General features: G+C 50.0%; 14 protein-coding genes and 2 pseudogenes. 13 read left to right on the top strand and 3 right to left on the bottom strand.

The annotated features are described in order from the left end of the window. The 3 genes and pseudogenes from ABYP33_RS12135 to ABYP33_RS12145 all read left to right on the top strand — a co-directional run. A pseudogene (locus ABYP33_RS12135) lies at window positions 1–211 on the top strand (hypothetical protein); the annotation flags it as partial. Between the two features lie 606 nt (window positions 212–817). Continuing rightward, window positions 818–1498 (top strand): transglutaminase family protein, encoded by a 681-nt coding sequence (locus ABYP33_RS12140; RefSeq protein ID WP_373091250.1) that lies wholly within the window; start codon window positions 818–820, stop codon window positions 1496–1498. 37 nt (window positions 1499–1535) lie between these two features. Next, window positions 1536–1673 carry a DUF4372 domain-containing protein gene (locus ABYP33_RS12145; RefSeq protein WP_373091251.1) on the top strand — a complete coding sequence of 46 codons (138 nt, stop codon included), beginning with the start codon at window positions 1536–1538 and terminating at the stop codon, window positions 1671–1673. Between the two features lie 1006 nt (window positions 1674–2679). Here the strand turns inward: ABYP33_RS12145 and ABYP33_RS12150 are convergent. After that, on the bottom strand, window positions 2680–3390 hold the full coding sequence (locus ABYP33_RS12150; protein WP_373091252.1) for a TetR/AcrR family transcriptional regulator: 711 nt from the start codon (window positions 3388–3390) through the stop codon (window positions 2680–2682). Between the two features lie 41 nt (window positions 3391–3431). On the opposite strand from ABYP33_RS12150, the gene ABYP33_RS12155 reads away from it, so the two are divergent. The 9 genes from ABYP33_RS12155 to ABYP33_RS12195 all read left to right on the top strand — a co-directional run bounded on the left by ABYP33_RS12155 (window position 3432) and on the right by ABYP33_RS12195 (window position 14961). Further along, entirely contained in the window at window positions 3432–4193 is a 762-nt protein-coding gene (locus tag ABYP33_RS12155) for an SDR family NAD(P)-dependent oxidoreductase (protein ID WP_373091254.1), read from the top strand. A gap of 171 nt (window positions 4194–4364) precedes the next feature. Beyond that, window positions 4365–5387: a helix-turn-helix domain-containing protein gene (locus ABYP33_RS12160; protein WP_373091255.1), complete on the top strand. Its 1023-nt coding sequence runs from the start codon at window positions 4365–4367 to the stop codon at window positions 5385–5387. Between the two features lie 152 nt (window positions 5388–5539). Then, a complete protein-coding gene (locus ABYP33_RS12165) occupies window positions 5540–6715 on the top strand; it encodes an acyl-CoA dehydrogenase family protein (RefSeq protein ID WP_373091256.1) in 1176 nt (391 codons plus the stop codon). Window positions 6716–6741: 26 nt separating this feature from the next. After that, complete coding sequence (locus ABYP33_RS12170; RefSeq protein ID WP_373091257.1) at window positions 6742–7425, top strand: glutathione S-transferase family protein; 684 nt, start codon at window positions 6742–6744, stop codon at window positions 7423–7425. A gap of 49 nt (window positions 7426–7474) precedes the next feature. Then, window positions 7475–8632, top strand: a complete 1158-nt coding sequence (locus tag ABYP33_RS12175; protein WP_373091258.1) for an acyl-CoA dehydrogenase family protein — start codon at window positions 7475–7477, stop codon at window positions 8630–8632. 61 nt (window positions 8633–8693) lie between these two features. Further along, window positions 8694–10307, top strand: coding sequence for an acyl-CoA carboxylase subunit beta (locus ABYP33_RS12180; RefSeq protein WP_373091260.1), 1614 nt, complete (start codon window positions 8694–8696; stop codon window positions 10305–10307). A 57-nt stretch (window positions 10308–10364) separates the two neighbouring features. Beyond that, on the top strand, window positions 10365–11183 hold the full coding sequence (locus tag ABYP33_RS12185) for an enoyl-CoA hydratase/isomerase family protein (RefSeq protein ID WP_373091262.1): 819 nt from the start codon (window positions 10365–10367) through the stop codon (window positions 11181–11183). Window positions 11184–11221: 38 nt separating this feature from the next. Beyond that, entirely contained in the window at window positions 11222–13192 is a 1971-nt protein-coding gene (locus tag ABYP33_RS12190) for an acetyl-CoA carboxylase biotin carboxylase subunit (RefSeq protein WP_373091264.1), read from the top strand. Beyond that, on the top strand, window positions 13189–14961 hold the full coding sequence (locus ABYP33_RS12195) for an acyclic terpene utilization AtuA family protein (protein ID WP_373091266.1): 1773 nt from the start codon (window positions 13189–13191) through the stop codon (window positions 14959–14961). Before ABYP33_RS12190 ends, ABYP33_RS12195 begins: the two co-directional genes overlap by 4 nt. A 105-nt stretch (window positions 14962–15066) precedes the next feature. Here the strand turns inward: ABYP33_RS12195 and ABYP33_RS12200 are convergent. Next, window positions 15067–16071 (bottom strand): annotated as a pseudogene (locus ABYP33_RS12200) (IS3 family transposase); the annotation flags it as partial. Between the two features lie 101 nt (window positions 16072–16172). Next, window positions 16173–16775: a TetR/AcrR family transcriptional regulator gene (locus ABYP33_RS12205; RefSeq protein WP_373091267.1), complete on the bottom strand. Its 603-nt coding sequence runs from the start codon at window positions 16773–16775 to the stop codon at window positions 16173–16175. A gap of 155 nt (window positions 16776–16930) precedes the next feature. Here ABYP33_RS12205 and ABYP33_RS12210 point away from each other — a divergent pair. Beyond that, window positions 16931–18318: CocE/NonD family hydrolase (locus tag ABYP33_RS12210; protein WP_373091268.1), on the top strand; the 1388-nt coding region annotated here is incomplete at its 3' end.

Raw genomic sequence — 18318 nt, forward strand, 5'->3', positions numbered from 1 at the left:
CGCACACTGCCTACAATTGTTCAATAAGCTCAGCGACCCCACAATGGATGGTGCCTTACACGAAATAGAATCCATGCGCCGCTTCGGTGTTTTTTGTTTATCCGTTCGCTTACCGGCCGAAAGCACGATCTGCGAGAGTCCCGCCACTGTCATCGAGTTACACTCTATTCGCCCAGTGAAAGAGGCGACGATGCTCGCAACATTGCAGTAGCTGGGGATCAGGCCGTCGTGTAGTCGGCCATCGGTGAGTAATAACAACCGGTATTCTAATCCCCCTGTTTCGCACCTTAAAATATCGCTCCAGCTGTCCCGCACACCCGTTTGCAGGCATACACGCTGCGCGGGTTTGGGTACACGGCTTTGTCCAGAGGTAAAGCAACGAACATCGGCAGCGCCATTAAGTTTGTTGCGCCAGTCCAGGGTCATGCAGGAGAAGACGTCTAAATACTGGCTCGTCGAAAGCAGGTGTACGAACAAGCTGGGCCAGAGAACCCATTGCGTTGGAGCGCTCATATTAGAAACTTGCAAAAGCCAGAGGCAGTCCGCGAGGATGACAAAGCGGCATAAATTAATCTGAGGCGACGGCTACCATGAAAAGCGCCGCCCCTTCTAGGGAGGGGTGCGCCTGCAAGCAGCAAAAACTCCGCTTATAGCATCAAAACGAAAGGCGAAATGTTGTTTTTCACAGCTTAATGAGCGTGAAAATTCATGTTTTTCGAAACCACAGCGTGTTCTGCAGACCGTTCTTAACTTAGTTACGCTTATATGATAGCTTAGATATTAAGAATTATTTTATACAAATTCCACGGGGTGTATTATGAATACAGAATCTTTAACAAAAGCAATGATGCCGGGATATTTCATAAATTCTGAAAGTCCAGCCATTCAACATTTTGCAAGAACAAATCAGGGGGACGACGATAACCCCAATAGCATTGCGTCTGCATTATATTTGGCGGTTCGCGATCAGGTAATATACGACCCTTATTGTATTCGGCCGGATCCTGTGTCATTCCAAGCAAGCGCAGTATTGCAGTCTGGCAAGGGGCATTGTGTCGGAAAGGCGGTGCTGTACGCCGCCGTCCTCAGAGCTTCTGGGATTCCGGCCCGCATAGGTTTTGCTGACGTAAAGAATCACCTCACTACTCCGCGCTTACGTATGCTAATGGGGACAGATATGTTTTACCATCACGGTTATGCTGAGGCTTGGCTCAATGACCAATGGGTTAAGGCCACACCGGCATTTAATTTATCTCTGTGTGAGAAATTCGGGATCCGTCCATTAGAATTTAATGGGGTAGAAGATTCGATTTTCCATGCGTTTGACCGCGAAGGCCGCCAGCATATGGAATATATTAAGGACCATGGGGCTTACTACGACCTGCCATTTGATGAGATGATCGCTGTGTATCGGCGATATTATCCGGCGATATTTGAGGTTGGCGCAAACAAGTCAAACGAAAGCTTTGAAGAGGAAGCTGTTAGGCCGGAGTTGTGATCGACCCGGCTAAATTCAAAATAGGTGAACTGTTCAGGTGCCTTGGAGGAATAGCTTGCGTGACATCGTCGATAATATGCCGGTGAAAATGCATCGACTTTACCACTTGGGCTGCGCCAAGCCGTCGCGATCTAGCCTGTCGCGCACCAATGAAGAAAAACCCCTATTGCCTTGAACGAAGCGCTGTTTGTAAAGCGCTTACCTGCGTTTCCTGGGGCTAAATTTTGCACTACGAAGGGCAGCTACGTTGCACATCGGCTAGAATCACGTTGGTTATTTACCGGAGTTTGTGTTCATTACGGGGGCGCATGAAGTAATTCTGGGTCGTACGTTCGATTTCCCTAAATTTGCAGCATGGGTGTCATTTAGAAAGAGTGCAATGATTAATATTTTTGCAGGCAGTTGACGGGAGAGCATTTTTCTTGGTTACCTAGCTTAAGCGCAATCTAAAATGCCGTATTATTGATGCGTCGATCAGTGTTGAGAAACAAAGTCTTAGCCTGTGATCAAGCGAGAGAATTCACCGCCCCCAAGTCTTCAAAAAGTGTTCGAATCAATTGCGGCGGGTAAGTTATAAGGAGGCGGAGGCTGGAAAACACTATGTTTTTTGAGGAGAATTTCGAACAGGGCGCTAAGATGATGGCCGACATTTATAACTAAAAAGCTCGGCGGAAAGTCCAGTTGCTCCTCTTGAAACAAAGTCTGAAAATAATTTGTAGGTGCGAGAGAGAGTTTGGTAATGACACATCTATGGATAGTCACGTGCGTTTGCCTGTGCATTGAGTTTCTCGCGTGCCAGCCATGACCGGCAAGAGGTATGCGGTAGATAATACGGTTGCTGCAGATTAACCTTTTTGATAAGCGTGGCCTGATGGCGCCCTTAAGGGGGAAGCCATCTAATGATAGCCTACTGATATTAATCCGCTGGAACTCATATGGGCGTTAGCGGTGCAGCAGTGGAAAGAAAATAAAGATGTTTGTGTCTCGCTGTGATCTCGGCGGGGCGATGCAATCGTTTTAAGTTTTCTGGGTAAGCGCGTTGGTGATCCTGTGGGCTTTAATGAAGCACGCTTGATGTACGACGTCATGTAGCTATCGATACGCCGATTTCTTTGTATAGAGCATTTTAGGAAAACTAAGAGTGTTAGCAAGTAGGGTGTAGTGCTGGTTAGAATAGCTGCTTATTCATCACCCTGAGCTGTTAGATATCGAGAGCAAATCAATGATATTTCTTTTGCAAGGCGGGCGGGGGAGATATCGGGCGATGCGTTAAGAAATATCCCTTCAATTGAGTCCATGCAGATGTTTAATGAAATATTGAGGTCTTTAGATTCTAAGTGTGAAATTTCATCCCTACCTTTAACTAGAGATGAAAAGTAACTTACTATTGTGCGTTTTAAGTCTAATATTTTGTCGTGGAAATGGGGGTCGGGGGATTGCCTTAATTTCCTTAAAAGTTCCGGTCCTTCAGGCCATTCGCCGTAAACTTTGGTTACAATAATTTCAAATGTTTCAGAAATAGATAGGTTAACGCTAACATCCATGGAGATAACTCCCGCGGCCAATTTCGAAAGATAATAGTCCAGTGTTGACTCATAAATATCATTCTTATTGCTAAAATATTGATAGATGCTTCCTACGCTTACGCCTGCCCGCTCTGCTATTCGATTTGTTGTGCTTGAAGCGTAATCCCTTTTTAGTAAAATCTGAGCTGCTGACTCTATAATTATACTGCGAGTGACTTCTGCCCTGGCTTGTTTTGGCTTCCGTTTCAATGGCATAGTATTCATTTTATTATCGGGAATAGTAATTTTAAAAAGCGAGTTTTTAAAATATGAATGATGCCTCATAATAATTTCATAACGTAATAATAGCAAATAATAAACAGCCATTAAATATCCAGTAATAAGTCGAAATGAAAAGGGGTGGAAGCATGGGGGTTAAGGTTGCATTTATAACGGGCGCGGGAAGTGGGATGGGCCAGCATTATGCGTTGAAAATGATGCGGAGCGGCTGGATGGTTGCGGCAATAGATGTCAATCAAGTCGGGCTAGATCTGCTTCCAGATAGTCAAAAAATACTACGTCTAAATGTTGATATTACTGATTTTAATGCTGTGAAGGCGGCCGCCCGGCAGGTGGAGTCTGAGTTGGGTCCGATCAACCGGGTGGTAAATGCAGCAGGAATTATGCCTTTATCGAAAATACTCAATCAGGATGTAGGTTTGATTAAAAAAATAATGGATATTAACTATGGTGGTCTTGTAAACGTGGCTCAAGCAACACTGCCTGGTATGCTGGAGCGTAAAAGTGGGGAATTTGTAAGTTTTGCTTCGCTAGCCGGTCATCTTCCTGTATTTTATGTCGGGGCGTATAACGCCTCAAAATTTGCTGTAATTGCATTTACAGAGGTTTTATATCAAGAGAATAAAAATTGCGGTGTAAAATTCGCGTGTGTGTGTCCTCCGCCGGTACAAACTCCGTTGCTGAATCAGGCTAGAGAAACGGTATGGCCAAAGTTATTTGGCATGCTACCAGCTATTTCTCCAGAGTCTGTTATAGACAAGATTGATAGGGCATTAATTAATGAAAAATTTTGGGTGTTCCCTGGGCCTGTGACCAAATTGATTTGGTATTTTCGTAGATATTTCCCAGGGCTAGCTTGGCGATTCGTTAGGTCTTACGAAGGTCTGTGATGAGGGTTTGTATGGTGGTTTTTTCATGATAAAGATAATCGATCGCCAGTAAACTGCGGCAAAGTCATCGGCAGCTCTATCTTAATAGAGCGTAGCTAGCCCTGCGTACGCGCGCGTCTGTTCTGTAGTAAACTGTTATGAACTAATTAATAAATCGTAAATATGAGTTCTTTGCCCAAGCAATCAGCGGCTGTGTCACCCAACCCGAACTGGACAGTGTACAGCACCAGCATCAACAGTGTGGTTCAGGCTGCGCAGGCATTGGGTGCGCCGGTTATGAAACTGTTGGCGCAGGTGGGTGTTAATTCGGCCTTGCTGACCGAAGCAGAAACGCGACACCCGGTTTCAGCGTTGTATGATTTTTATCAGCTTGCGGCTGCTTGTACGAGTGACGATATTGGGATCTTTGCTGGGCGTATTGGTTATATCAGTCGAATAAACCTACAGCTCTATACTTGTGGTGTGTGCGACACCTTTCGCGACTACCTCAATTTGATGCCCAGCGTCCTCCAATTTGCCGGTGATATTGGCGAGGTGCTTATTCGTCGCGAAGGCGAATTGATTCGTTTGGATTGGGTGCCCTTGTCGCCCCCTTCTGCGCGTTGGCGTTTCCAGTCTGATGAACTGCTGACCACCTCGGCGATGATTGTCGATTCGCTGTGCGTTCGGCCTATTCCTGTGTTAAAGGCCCATTTTAGCTACCCGCAGCCCGCCGATACCAGGTTGCTGGAACAAGTATTTGGTGATGACCTGCATTTTGACCAGCCGGTAAGCTGCCTTTACTTTGACCGAAATTGCCTGAGCTATCCCCTGATCCAGCTGGATTCTGATTGGAGCCAGGCGATCAGTCGGTCAATACAGCACCTGTTTAAGGGTGAGGCTGATCCGGTTTTACGTGAGTTGCGCTCCTCGCTGATCCGCTTGTTGCCCGCCGGGGGGGTCACTATAGACAAGGTAGCGGAGGTGCAAAATATTTCCCGGCGCAGCCTCCAGAGGCGGCTGGCAGAGCGGGGAACCCAGTTTGGCCGGGTACTTCAGGATTTAAGGCACGAGCTGGCCCTGCAGTACTTGAGTGATGAGCGTCTTAGTATTACTGATATTGCCTTCCTCTTGGGCTATGCCGACCACGGCTCCTTCTCCAAGGTGTTTAAAGCGAAAAGCGGTGTCTCGCCCCGTGATTTTCGCAAGCGTTAACTGGCGCCAATTACCTTTTTCTCTGGCACTAATTCCCAAGCGCGAAGCTGCACAGTCACTACACTGTTGTATCACGTAGATTACGCGCTGTGCCGAGACTGGCAAAAGCGAAGGCTTGTTGGCAGATTAATGGCCATGTTTTGGAGAAAGCTATGTCACTGAGTTTCGACAGTGCACGCCTGCACAACCCTTATTTGACGTCAGGTCATGAGGAGTGGCGCACCCAATTACGCAAATTTCTAGAGGCTGAGGTCGTTCCCTTTCTTGATGATTGGGAAGAAGCCGGTAAGGTGCCCGATGAGTTGTGGCCCAAAGCAGCAGAGATCGGTTTGTTACAATTGCAGTATCCGGAAGCGTACGGCGGTTTGTCCGAAGGTATGGATCACTGGTACGTGAACATTACCAATGAGGAGGTTACTCGCGCTGGTTCAGCTGGCGGTCTGATGAGTAATTTACTGATTCACGGAATTGGATTACCTCCAGTGATTGGTTTTGCTCAGGAGCATATAAAAAAGGCAGTAGCACCACCGGTATTAGCCGGGATTAAACGTATATCGTTAGGGATCACTGAGCCCTCGGGGGGGTCAGATGTGGCTAATATTACAACGACGGCCAGACGCGAGGGGGATTACTATATTGTTAACGGCAGTAAAACCTTTATATCTGGAGTGATGGGTGCGGACTGGGTAAGCACTGCCGTGCGAACCGGCGGTGAAGGTGCAGGGGGCGTCTCAATGCTGCTAATCCCAACCGACTTGCCTGGTGTGGCGCGTACCCCTTTAGATCGAAAGCAGGGTTGGTGGTGCGCCGATACGGGAACCATTTACTTTGATGAAGTGCGTGTACCTGTAGACCATCTCATGGGTGAAGAGGGCCAGGGTTTTCGCGTAATCATGAGTAATTTCAACCCCGAGCGAATCAGTTTAGTGGTGACTATGGAAGCAGCATCGCGAGCCTGTTTAGAAGATGCTGTGACGTGGGCGCAGCAGCGAAAAACCTTTGGAAAGCGCTTAGCCGACCACCAGGTTATTCGGCACAAGATTGCAGCGATGAAGCAGAGAATAAATGCCACTCAAACGTACCTGCAATATATTACCCAGGCTTACATAGAGGATCGCTTACATCCTGGTGATCTGGCAATGGCTAAAGTACAAGCGAGTGAAACTATGGAGTTCTGCGCCCGCGAAGCCAGTCAGATACTCGGTGGTGCCAGCTATTTGCGTGGCAACCGCGTGGAGCGTTTTTATCGTGAAGTGCGCGTCAATGCAATTGGCGGCGGCAGTGAGGAAATTATGCGCGACCTCGCGGCGCGTCAGTATCAGTTATAAGCCAGCATCCCTTATCAGGAACCTAAATGAGCACATCTAAGCTGAAACTGTGGCACAGCTACAGCACCCGTTCATTGCGCCCACTGTGGGCACTTGAAGAAATGGCAATCGACTATGAGTTGGTCGGGCTACCATTTCCACCGCGTATTTTTGATCGCGATTACCTGCAAACCAATTCATTGGGAACCGTGCCGTTCTTCACTGACGGCCAAGTTGAGATGACGGAATCCAGTGGGATTTGCCTTTACCTTGTCGAGCGTTATGCGCGCTATGATTTCGGCTTGCAAAGTGATCACCCTGAATACGGCGATTATCTCAACTGGCTATTTCACAGCGACGCCACGTTAACTTTCCCGCAGACCATCGTTTTGCGGTATTCGCAGCTAGAAGCTAAAGACAAGCGTCTGCCGCAGGCGGTGGAAGATTATAGAAAGTGGTTTATTGCGCGCTTGAAACGTTTGAATGCGCACTTGCCCGGTCGCGAGTTTTTGTGCGATGAGCGTTTTACGGTAGCGGATATTACCATTGGCTATGCATTGTATTTGGCAGAAGGGCTTGGCTTGGATCAATTTTTTGAGCCGGTAGTGGCAGAGTACTGGCATCGATTAAAAGCGCGACCTGCCTTCCAGAAAATAGAGCCGCTTGCCGCTGACAAAAGTCTGTTCAGGGCGGTGAAATATCCTTTTGAGGATGCGCCCGAATTAATTTGACAAGGTCTTTGTCCGTTGACGAACAAAACAGATAATAGGAGTAAGCCCGATGCGATTTACCGACGAACACCACGCTATCCGTAACACTACCGCCCAGTTTATTGAAAAAGAAGTTAATCCTTATGTCGAAGACTGGGAAAAGGCGGGTATTTTTCCAGCGAAAGAAGTGTTTAAAAAAATGGGTGATCTCGGCCTGCTGGGTATTGCCAAGCCGGTAGCGTTTGGTGGCTTGGGCATGGATTACAGCTATCAAATTGCATTTTCGGAGCAATTAGGCCTGATCAATAGCGGCGGTGTCTCTATGGGCATTGGAGTGCAAACTGATATGGCAACGCCTGCCCTTGCGAAGTTTGGAAGCGATGAACTGCGCAAAGAATTTCTGGTGCCGGCGATTGCAGGCGATGCTGTGTTCTCTATCGCCGTCAGTGAGCCTCATGCAGGTTCTGATGTGGCTGCGATTAAGACGACGGCAAAAAAGGATGGCGCCGACTACATCATTAATGGCTCTAAAATGTGGATAACCAATTCCACTCAGGCTGATTTTTTGTGTCTGCTTGCCAATACTAGCGAGGGTAAACCTCACGCGAACAAATCGCTGATAGTGGTGCCAACCAATACGCCAGGAATTTCATTTTCTGAACGCCTCGATAAGCTCGGTATGCGTTCATCTGATACCGCGCAGATCTTTTTCGACGACGTGCGCGTGCCCCAGCGCAACCTTATTGGCGAAGAGGGAAAGGGGTTCATTTACCAAATGCTGCAGTTTCAGGAGGAGCGTTTGTTTGCTGCAGCTGGCGGTATTAAAGGCATGGAAATGTGCATTCAACAGACTATTGAATATACGCGTGAACGAAAAATATTTGGTCAATCCGTACTCGATAATCAAGTGGTGCATTTTCGCATGGCGGAATTGCAAACCGAAATAGAAGCGCTGCGGGCGCTTATCTATGATGCTGTTGAAGGCTATATCGATGGCACGGACGTCACCATTAAAGCCTCAATGGCCAAGTTGAAGGTAGGTCGCTTGCAACGGGAAGTGAGCGATGCCTGTCTGCAATATTGGGGCGGTATGGGCTTTATGTGGGATAACCCTATTGCCCGCGCCTACCGAGATACTCGCCTCACCTCTATTGGCGGCGGCGCGGATGAAGTGATGCTGAGTATTATTTGCAAAATGATGGGCACGCTACCGGACCGCAAGAAGTAAGGCATTGCTTCAAGGAACAAACTACAGCTCACCGCAGAAAGTATATTGATGGGAATAAGCCATGGCAGTGATAGAAACACAAATTGACGCGCATTCGGTCAGCTTCAAACGCAATGCCGACGTAATGGGCGCTGCTGTTCAGGAATTTAGGGAAATCGAGCAGCGCGTGATCGCGACGGCGGCGGCAAAAGAGTCGCGTTATCGGGAGCGTGGCTTGATTCCGCCGCGCGAGCGCTTGAGTACGCTATTGGATGCGGGTTCGCCTTTTTTGGAAATGGCCACGCTCTGCGGGTATATGCAGGAAGAAGATACTGACGGTTCTGGCGCTGGCGGAAGTTGCATAACTGGTATCGGTTATATCGCAGGTGTCCGCTGCATGGTGCTAGTAGACGACTACCTAACAAAAGGCGGTACCATTACTCCGCTGGGCGGTAGCAAGCGCCAACGTATGCTAGGTATCGCCAAGGAAAATAAGCTGCCAGTGGTAACGCTCGCGCAAAGTGGTGGTGGCAACTTGAAATTGCTGGGTGATTTTTTTGGTCCCTCTGGTTCGGGCTTTGCCATTCAGGCCAGATTGTCGGCTGCCGGGATTCCCCAAATTACAGTGGTGCACGGTAGCGCGACGGCGGGCGGTGCCTATCAGCCGGGCTTGTCTGACTACGTCATTATGATACGCAAGCAGTCGACGGTGTATCTGGCTGGTCCGGCTTTACTTAAAGCAGCCACCGGTGAAGTCGCGAGCGATGAAGCCATTGGCGGTGCCGAAATGCACGCGGAGCTGGCGGGTACCGCAGATTATCTGGCAGAAAACGATGCCGATGGTATTCGCATTGCCCGTGAAATTGTGGGCAAGCTGGACTGGGGTCGTCATGCCCCAGAAGTCAAAGTCGCAGCCTACAGCGAGCCGTTGTATTCGAGTGAGGAGCTGTTAGGTATTGTGCCGGAAGCGCTTAAAACGCCTTACGATGTACGCGAGATAATCGCTCGCATTGCTGACGGCTCAGATTTTCTAGAGTTTAAACCCGATTTTGATGTTGGCACGATTTGCGGTCACATGCGCATTGAGGGTTTGGCTTGTGGCGTTATTGGCAATAACGGCCCAATCACGGCAAAGGGGGCAGCCAAGGCCGGTCAGTTTATTCAGTTGTGTGAGCAGTCGAGGGTGCCCCTGCTCTTCTTGCATAACACCACCGGCTTCATTGTCGGTACCGAAGCAGAGCAGGCGGGCATTATCAAACACGGTTCAAAACTGATTCAGGCAGTTACCAATGCCAAAGTGCCACGTATCAGTATTGTGGTTGGCGGTTCCTACGGTGCCGGTAACTACGCCATGTGCGGTAGGGGTATGGAGCCACGCTTTATGTTTGCCTGGCCGCGAACTGTGGTGTCGGTAATGGGGCCGGCACAAGCCGGTAGCGTTTTGCGCCAAGTGGCCATGGCGAAGATGAAGCGTGCCGGTCAAGTAAATGAAGAACTTCTGGATGTACTGGAACAAGATACGGTAGAGACCATGGCTGCTAAATCCCATGCATTGGCCAACACCGCGCGTATGTGGGATGACGGCATGATCGACCCGCGCGATACCCGCGCCGTGGTGGCCTTTGTGTTGGCCGTTTGTAAAGAGGGTGATGCTCGCAGTCTCAGTCCCACCAGTTTTGGCGTTGCACGGCTTTAAACTGCCGCTTGTTGCAGAAAGCAGGATCAGAAGGAAAAAACACAAGGACTTAGAGAGATGACGCTACCCGATTGCCAAGAATTACTGCTGAAACTGGAAGACGGCGTACTGCATATTACGCTCAATCGTCCGCATAAACGCAATGCAATGAACAGCCGGCTCGTTGACGAAATGATGGCCGTATTCACCGCCATTGAAAAAGAGCGCGGTGTCCGTGCGGTTGTATTGCGTGGCGCAGAAGGCAACTTCTGCGCCGGTGGCGATATCTCGGGCATGAACGATAGAAAAACTGATATCGACGGTCAGCCGATTAACGCCGAGCAGGCGGCTTGGAATTTTAATCGCAGTTTTGGTCATATGATCACCAAAGTGAATCATGCGCCGCAGGTGGTGATTTGTGTGTTGGAAGGTGCCGTGCTTGGCGGCGGTTTTGGTCTTGCCTGTATATCCGATATCGCCATTGCTGATGTGGGTGCCACCTTGGCGATGCCAGAAACCGGGTTGGGCATTATCCCTGCGCAAATTGCGCCCTTTGTTGTTATGCGTGTTGGCCTCACTCAGGCTCGGCGTTTGGCGCTAACCGGCGAAAGAATAAAAGGAGATGCCGCGCAGGAGATGGGGTTGGTGCATTTTGTTACTAAGGGTGAGGAGGCGCTGAGTACGCAGCTTGCGTCGGTGATCACCGGTGTAAAACGTTGCGCGCCCGAAGCCAATGCACAAACCAAAGAGCTGATGCTTCAAGTGGGAAAGGGTGATTTGGAAAATCTTTTAGATAAAGCCTCGGATATGTTTTCAGTGGCACTGCGCGGGCCGGAGGGGCAAGAGGGTACGCGTGCATTTATTGAAAAGCGTAAACCCAACTGGTCCGTCAAATAGCATAAGTTGGCACAGTTCTAAATTATTAGAGATTAGTTATGGCAAACCTTCAAAAAATATTGATCGCTAATCGTGGCGAGATTGCAGTTCGGGTTATTCGCACTGCACGTGAACTGGGCTATCGCACCGTTGCGGTATTCAGTGACGCCGATTCAGATGCTTTGCATGTCAGTATGGCCGATCAAGCGGTGTGTATAGGCGCTGCGCCCCCGTCGGAGTCGTACTTGCGCGCCGACAAAATATTGGAGGCGGCGCAGCGTTGCGGTGCCGATGCCATTCACCCCGGTTATGGTTTTTTATCGGAAAATGCGGGCTTTGCGCGTCAATGTGCGGCGGTCGGTATCACCTTTATCGGGCCTAGTGCTAATGCCATTGAGTTGATGGGTAGTAAGCGGCTGTCGAAAATTGCCATGCTGAAAGCTGGCGTACCCTGTGTGCCTGGCTATGAAGGGGCGGATCAGGACGAAGTTACGTTAATTAAAGAAGCTGGGAAGATTGGTTATCCCTTGATGGTTAAAGCTTCTGCAGGCGGTGGTGGACGTGGCATGCGTCTGGTGCACAATGCGGAAGGTTTGCCGGAACAGATTAAAATGGCACGCTCGGAGGCGCTGACGGCCTTTGGCAGTGACGAGCTGATCCTTGAGCGCGCCGTCATTCGGGCACGCCATATCGAAATTCAAGTCTTTGCAGACAATTACGGTAACTGCGTGTATCTCGGGGAGCGCGATTGTTCTATTCAGCGCCGTCACCAGAAAGTCGTTGAAGAAGCGCCGTCGCCATTCGTTGATGAAAACTTGCGGCAGCGCATGGGTACGGCGGCGGTCGAAGCGGCAAAAGCCTGTGATTATCGGGGTGCGGGTACGGTTGAATTTTTGGTTGATAGTGAACGTAATTTTTATTTTCTAGAAATGAATACGCGCCTACAGGTTGAACACCCCGTTACCGAATTAGTCACAGGACAAGATCTGGTGGCCTGGCAATTGCGAGTCGCCGACGGGCAGCCGTTACCATTGGCACAGTCTGAAATCCAGCTCAGAGGGCACGCCGTTGAAGTGCGTCTGTATGCAGAAGATCCGCGTAATCAGTTTATGCCGCAAACCGGCGTGGTGCTGCAGTGGCAGTTGCCTGAGCGCGAGGGCATCCGTATTGATCACGGTATTAGGCAGGGGCAGGTAGTCAGTCCTTATTACGACCCGATGCTCGCCAAGTTTATTGCCTGGGGTGAGAATCGCAGCGACGCTTTGCGACGGCTAGCTAGTGGGGTTCAAGATGCTATGCTACTGGGTTTGAATAATAATAAATTTTTTCTGCAAAATATTTTGCGACACCCAGAATTTGTTGCTGGCGAAGCTACCACGGCCTTTATCGAAGAGCATTTTTCCAATGACATCAGTATGAATGTTAAGCAGCCCTCGGCGCTGACTCTGGCGCAGGCTGCGCTAGTGTATTTTAAGCGCGGTGTCACTAAAAATGTGGGCGGTCGCGAATGGCGCCGCAGTACCCCCAAAAGCTATGTCTACAAATTTCGCTGCGAAGGTGAGTGCTATCGGCTGGCTTTGAGCGAAGACAGTGGTGTTTTCACTGTTAACGTCGCGGAGAACACACTGAGCATTCGCTTGGTAGAGTTTCAGGGTACTCACTGCGTGGTAGAGCGCGACGGGGTGAGAGAGACTGTCCGCTTTGTTTTTCAGGGGGACAATCTTTTTATTGACGACGGCAGCGGCCATTTTCAATTCAGTGATGAAACGCATCTGCCTGCGATGGGTGTTAGCGGCATTGGCAGTGGCCAAATAAAAGCGTCGATGGATGGCGCCATTATTGCCGTTAATGTGGTGCCGGGTGACAGCGTCTCGGTCGGGCAAACTATAGTCGTGCTCGAGGCAATGAAGATGGAGCACAGCCTCAAGGCAACCCTTGCCGGTGTGGTTAAATCGGTGAGTTGCGAGGTGGGGCAGCAGGTCAAGTCGCGCCAACTACTGGCGGAAATCGATGATAGAGAAAACACATGAGTGATAAAAAAATTCGAATAGGCTGTGCGTCTGCATTCTACGGCGACAGTCAGCTGTCGGCCCGGCAGTTAGTTGAGAAAGGCAATATCGATTACTTGGTGTTTGATTATCTCGCCGAGGTTACTATGGGTATTCTCGCCAAGGCCAAGCAGCGTGATGAGCGCATGGGCTTTGCGGTGGATTTCGTCACGGTGGCGATGGCTGATGTTCTTGAAGATTGCGCGGAAAAAGGCATTAAGGTTGTGGCCAATGCGGGCGGAGTCAATGTGCCGGGTTGCATTGCCGGACTGCGTAAGCTCTGTGACGCTAAGGGCCTGTCTTTAAAGATTGCGGGCGTTTTTGGCGATGACCTTGCTGACCGACGTGATGAGCTGGCTGCGGAATTGGTAGAGCTGGATACTGGCGCCACGTTGCCCGAAAAGTTGGCGAGTATTAATGCCTATCTCGGCGCGCAACCCATTGCTGAGGCGTTGGCGGCCGGCGCTGATATTGTGGTGACTGGCCGAGTTGTCGATAGCGCATTGGTGATTGGGCCCTTGATGCATGAGTTTGGCTGGGCACCGAATGATTATGATGCCTTGGCACAAGCGGCACTGGCCGGGCATGTGCTGGAGTGCGGTGCGCAATGTACCGGCGGCAACTTCACGGACTGGCATCTGGTACCGGACTTTTCTAATATGAGTTATCCGATTGCAGATGTTGCCAGCGACGGCAGCTTCATAGTCACTATTCCGCCAGCGACCGGCGGTTTGGTTACGTCGGGCTCGGTAGGCGAGCAAATCCTATATGAGATTGGTGATCCCGCTAACTATTTACTGCCAGACGTCGCCTGTGATTTTAGCAATGTTCGGCTAGAGCAGGTTGGTGAAAATCAGCTTAAGGTGTCAGGCGCTCGGGGTCGCGCACCGGGAACTGCGTACAAGGTCTGTGCTACATGGGTAGATGGTTATCGCTTGATGGGGATGGCTTATATTGGTGGTTTGCGCGCGGCCGACAAAGCTAGGGCCAGTCTCAATGCCTGGGTGGCGCGAACGCGCAGAGTGTTTAATGAAAGGGCTTGGGGCGACTATCGTGCAGTGTGCATAGAAGTGATCGGCGCCGAGGACACTTACGGCCCCCACGCTCGCAGTGAGCCGCCCCGCGAGGTAATGGCTAAATACGGTCTGCACCATGACAGTCGCGATGCACTCGGCTTCGCGGCCGCTGAGTTTGCCTACCTCGCAACCTCGGCGACACCAGGTATGAGTGGTTTTGGTGCGGGGAGAGTGAAGCCTTCGCCCTTAATACGAGTGCATTCGGGGCTGCTTGATAAAAGCAAAGTTGTGGTTAGCATCCAATTAAATGACACCGTAATCAGCGAAAAAACTTATCCCGGGGAGGCGTCTTTGCCTGCCAAGGGTGCGAGTTATGCGCTGATCGGGGCCGATATGAGTGATTGCGTCACGGTGCCGTTAGAGCGGCTTGCTTATGGCCGCAGTGGCGACAAGGGTGATTATGCAAATATTGGTGTGATTGCGCGTAAAGTCGAGTATCTGCCCTATTTGTATGAACAACTGAGTGAGCAAGCTGTGGCTGACTACTTCGCTCATAATGTTAAAGGTAAGGTTACGCGTTTCAATTTGCCCGGTTTTAATGCCTTTAATTTTCTGATGAGTGAGGCGCTTGGCGGTGGCGGTAGCGCTTCATTGCAAATCGATTCCCAAGGAAAGGCATTGGCCCAGATGTTGTTGTCGATGGATATCAGCGTTCCGCGAGCGCTGCTGAACTAGGGGTAAGCCTTCGTCATACAGTGTTGTAGGCGAGCCTCGTTTTTTTGATGGCTCCCCATTGTTGGCTTTATGGGGTCGCTCATGGTTGTAAAACCAAAGCCACTAAGTTGCATACTCTTGAACTTGTTCCAAGCTTTCAAGCGGGTGTTTACTCACCCAGCTGTAGCGTATCGTGGGGTTGGCTCGCGCAATGTATGCATTCTGCTGTGGCTTACCAGGCTGGATATATTCAATACGTATACCCAGCGCTGATACCCGCTGTGTAAACTCGTGGCCGATGAACTCCGGCCCGTTGTCACAGCGAATGACCGCCGGCTTTTTCCGCCACTCTCTAACAGTTGATTTAGTACCCGAATAACCCTGATTGATGGCAGTGAAAAGCCAGCTTCAATGGCAATTCCTTGTTGGCGGTAATCATCAATGACATTAAATAACCGACAGCTGCGGCCGTCGAATAGCTGGTCATGTATAAAAGCCATCGGCCACACTTGGTCAGGGCGTAATGGCTCCTTTAGTGGTTCCGGCTTGTTGCGCGTGAGTCGTCGCATAGGCTCGATTCGAAGATTTAACGCCAGTTCGCAGTAAATGCGGTAGACCTGTTTATGATTCCAGGCAAAGCCTTTTACATTCCTGATATAAGCGAAGCAGAGGCCAAAGCCCCAATCAGAATATTGCTCTGTTAGTTGGATTCGCCATTCCGCAAGCTCTGCATTTTCTGACGACATAATAGGCTGATAGCGATAACAACGCTCACTGACCTGAAATGCGCTGCAAGCCAGTCGAATGCTGACGCCTCGACTAGCAACCACCTGCTGAGCCATCTCTTTACGCTGAGACGGCTTCACCACTTTTTTGCCATGGCTTCCTGAATGATCTCAGCTTTAAGGCGCTCTTCAGTGTACATTTTCTTTAGCCGACGATTCTCATCTTCAAGCTCCTTGAGGCGGGCGACCATCGACGTGTCCATACCGCTATACTTGGCCCTCCATTTGTAAAAAAGCTCGCTGAGCTCATGCCGTGTTCTCGACAGGCCTCAAGTACCGGGGCGTCAGTCTCGGCTTGCTTAAGAATGGTCATTATTTGGCTATCTGAATAACGGGGTACTTTCATGCAGAATCTCCTTCAAGCTATTATGAGAAAATTCTACTTTTCGCTCCAGCTGCTTTTTGGGGGGATTGCCGTGGTGCATGCCGGATTGCAGATTGAGTGAATTAATTGCGGTTTGTAATATGCCGCGCCTCAAGTAATTCCTTAATTAGTGTGACTGAATTGTCGATCATGCTGAGAGGTGCTCCGGACTTATATAGCAAGAGGGTGGACTGCACCTGTAGTGCAATTAGGCTGGCCAAATGTTTGTGATTTAGCTGTCCTATTTGAATGTCACGACCTGATAATTCGAGAGCTTTTTCAACGATATTTTCTAAGTCAAAGAAGAACTCATTGGCTAGTTTTCGAACCTCCGTATCACGTTCGGCGATTTCTAGAAATGCGTTCGCGCCTAATTCTACAGCACGTCCGCTATGAAGTGCGTCGAGCAACACATCAAGCCAGTTTTGAATATTGGCAATATAGTCATCGGAAGCATCAAGCAATGCAGCGCTAATAGTGGTTAAGATCTTAAAACGGTATGCGGAGAGTGTCCGAATGAACAGTCCACGCTTGCTACCGAACGTGGCATAGAAGCTTGAACGGTGTATCTTCATCACCGCGAGTAAGTCACTGATAGAAGTTTTCTCGTATCCATTACGATCGAATAAGCCCATGGCCAGTGATATGACGTTGTCGGCATCAAACTGCTTTGAAGGTCCTGGCATGGGGCTTCCGTTAAAAGTAGTGAGTGTCGAATTAATCGTGCACTATACTGTAATTATTGATATCATGGAACAGGCGGTCCAGGTTGCTGTGCAATCTGGACCGATCGTTCGGTAAACGAGGGTTGACTATGGTAACGCTGACTAGGTACGGCTGTTTGTCTATATTGTGCTCGATGCTGCTTATGACAGCCTGCGGCAGCAATGATTCGGGCAGTGTTTCCGTAGTGCAGAATTCTGGTATCGGTACAGGCTGCGATTCGCCGCTACCCATGGAGGTCCAGCAGCACACGGTCACGAGCAATTTGCCCAATAGCTATGATCAGGCGCGCACCGATGATGCGACGGAACTCGATACCACAACCTTTTTTGTGTCGGTTTTTTTGCCAGAACGTTGCCCAGGAGATCGTTTCCCGGTGGTTATCGAAGGCCACGGTTATAGCGGCTCGCGTGACTCAGCGCCGGACGATGACGGTGCGGTAGACCCGCAAAAGGAACACTTTCCGGCCATTGATGAGCTATTCGCCGGGCTGTCTCATCACGGCTACGTTGGTGTCTCCTACGAGCAACGGGGGCATGGAGACTCCATTCCAGACAATGGCGGTGGCTATGCGCGCGTGATGGACCCTGAGGCAGAAACGCAGGATGGTATTGCACTGTTGGACTGGATTTATGCGAATGCAGACAGCCTGCAGGTTGAAACCGAAAACTCCGGCATCGCCAGCGATTTCACTGTCGGCCTCATTGGCTACAGTTATGGGGGTGGATTTCAATTTCCACTTGCCCTACTGGATGAGCGCATAGACGCGATCGTTCCCAACGGCACCTGGCACAGCCTCATCAATAGCTTGTTACCGGGTGATGCGGTTAAAAACTCCTTTAATGGTTTGCTGTGTTTGCTCGCCGATACGGGAGGCGTGGTTAATACACCTGCAGTCGCCCGTATGTGCGAGCTGTTGAGCTATAGCAGTCTCGAGGCCAACACGATACGAACGCGTGCCGATTTGATTGCTGCTTTGGGCGCTGATGGATTCAGTGAAGACGAAGTCATAGAATTATTTAATCGCCATGTGCGACATTTTGAGTTGCGGGCAGCTGCGTCCGAGCCTTGGTGCACACCTGCTGACATCGGCTGCACATCCAATGGCGAGGCCTTCGTTACACATCCCATACCGACCTTGCTCCTGCAAGGCAACCGCGACGTGTTATTCAACATGACCGAAGCGTATTGGAACTGGTCGTTTTTCAATAAAGCCGCTGGTGGCAATGCTCAGGTGTCGGTGCTGACAACTGAAGGTGGTCATATGAACCCACTGGCTAACCAGGTGGAAGGCTCGGCGAATTGCGGGCAATTAATTGGCGTAGATTTGGTTAAGGCTTGGTTTGATTTTTATCTGAAAGGGCAGGATTCGGCGGCATTTCAATCCATTCCCAGGGTATGCATCTCAGTCGCGGATACCGAAGACGCGCATACCGCTGCACCCGCAGGCCTGTTGCTCAACGATTTTCCGGTGGGTTCACAGGCCGGGCCAGGCGGTCTGCCTGC

Origin of the sequence: Zhongshania sp. (assembly GCF_041584495.1) — a bacterium.
GTDB lineage: Bacteria > Pseudomonadota > Gammaproteobacteria > Pseudomonadales > Spongiibacteraceae > Spongiibacter.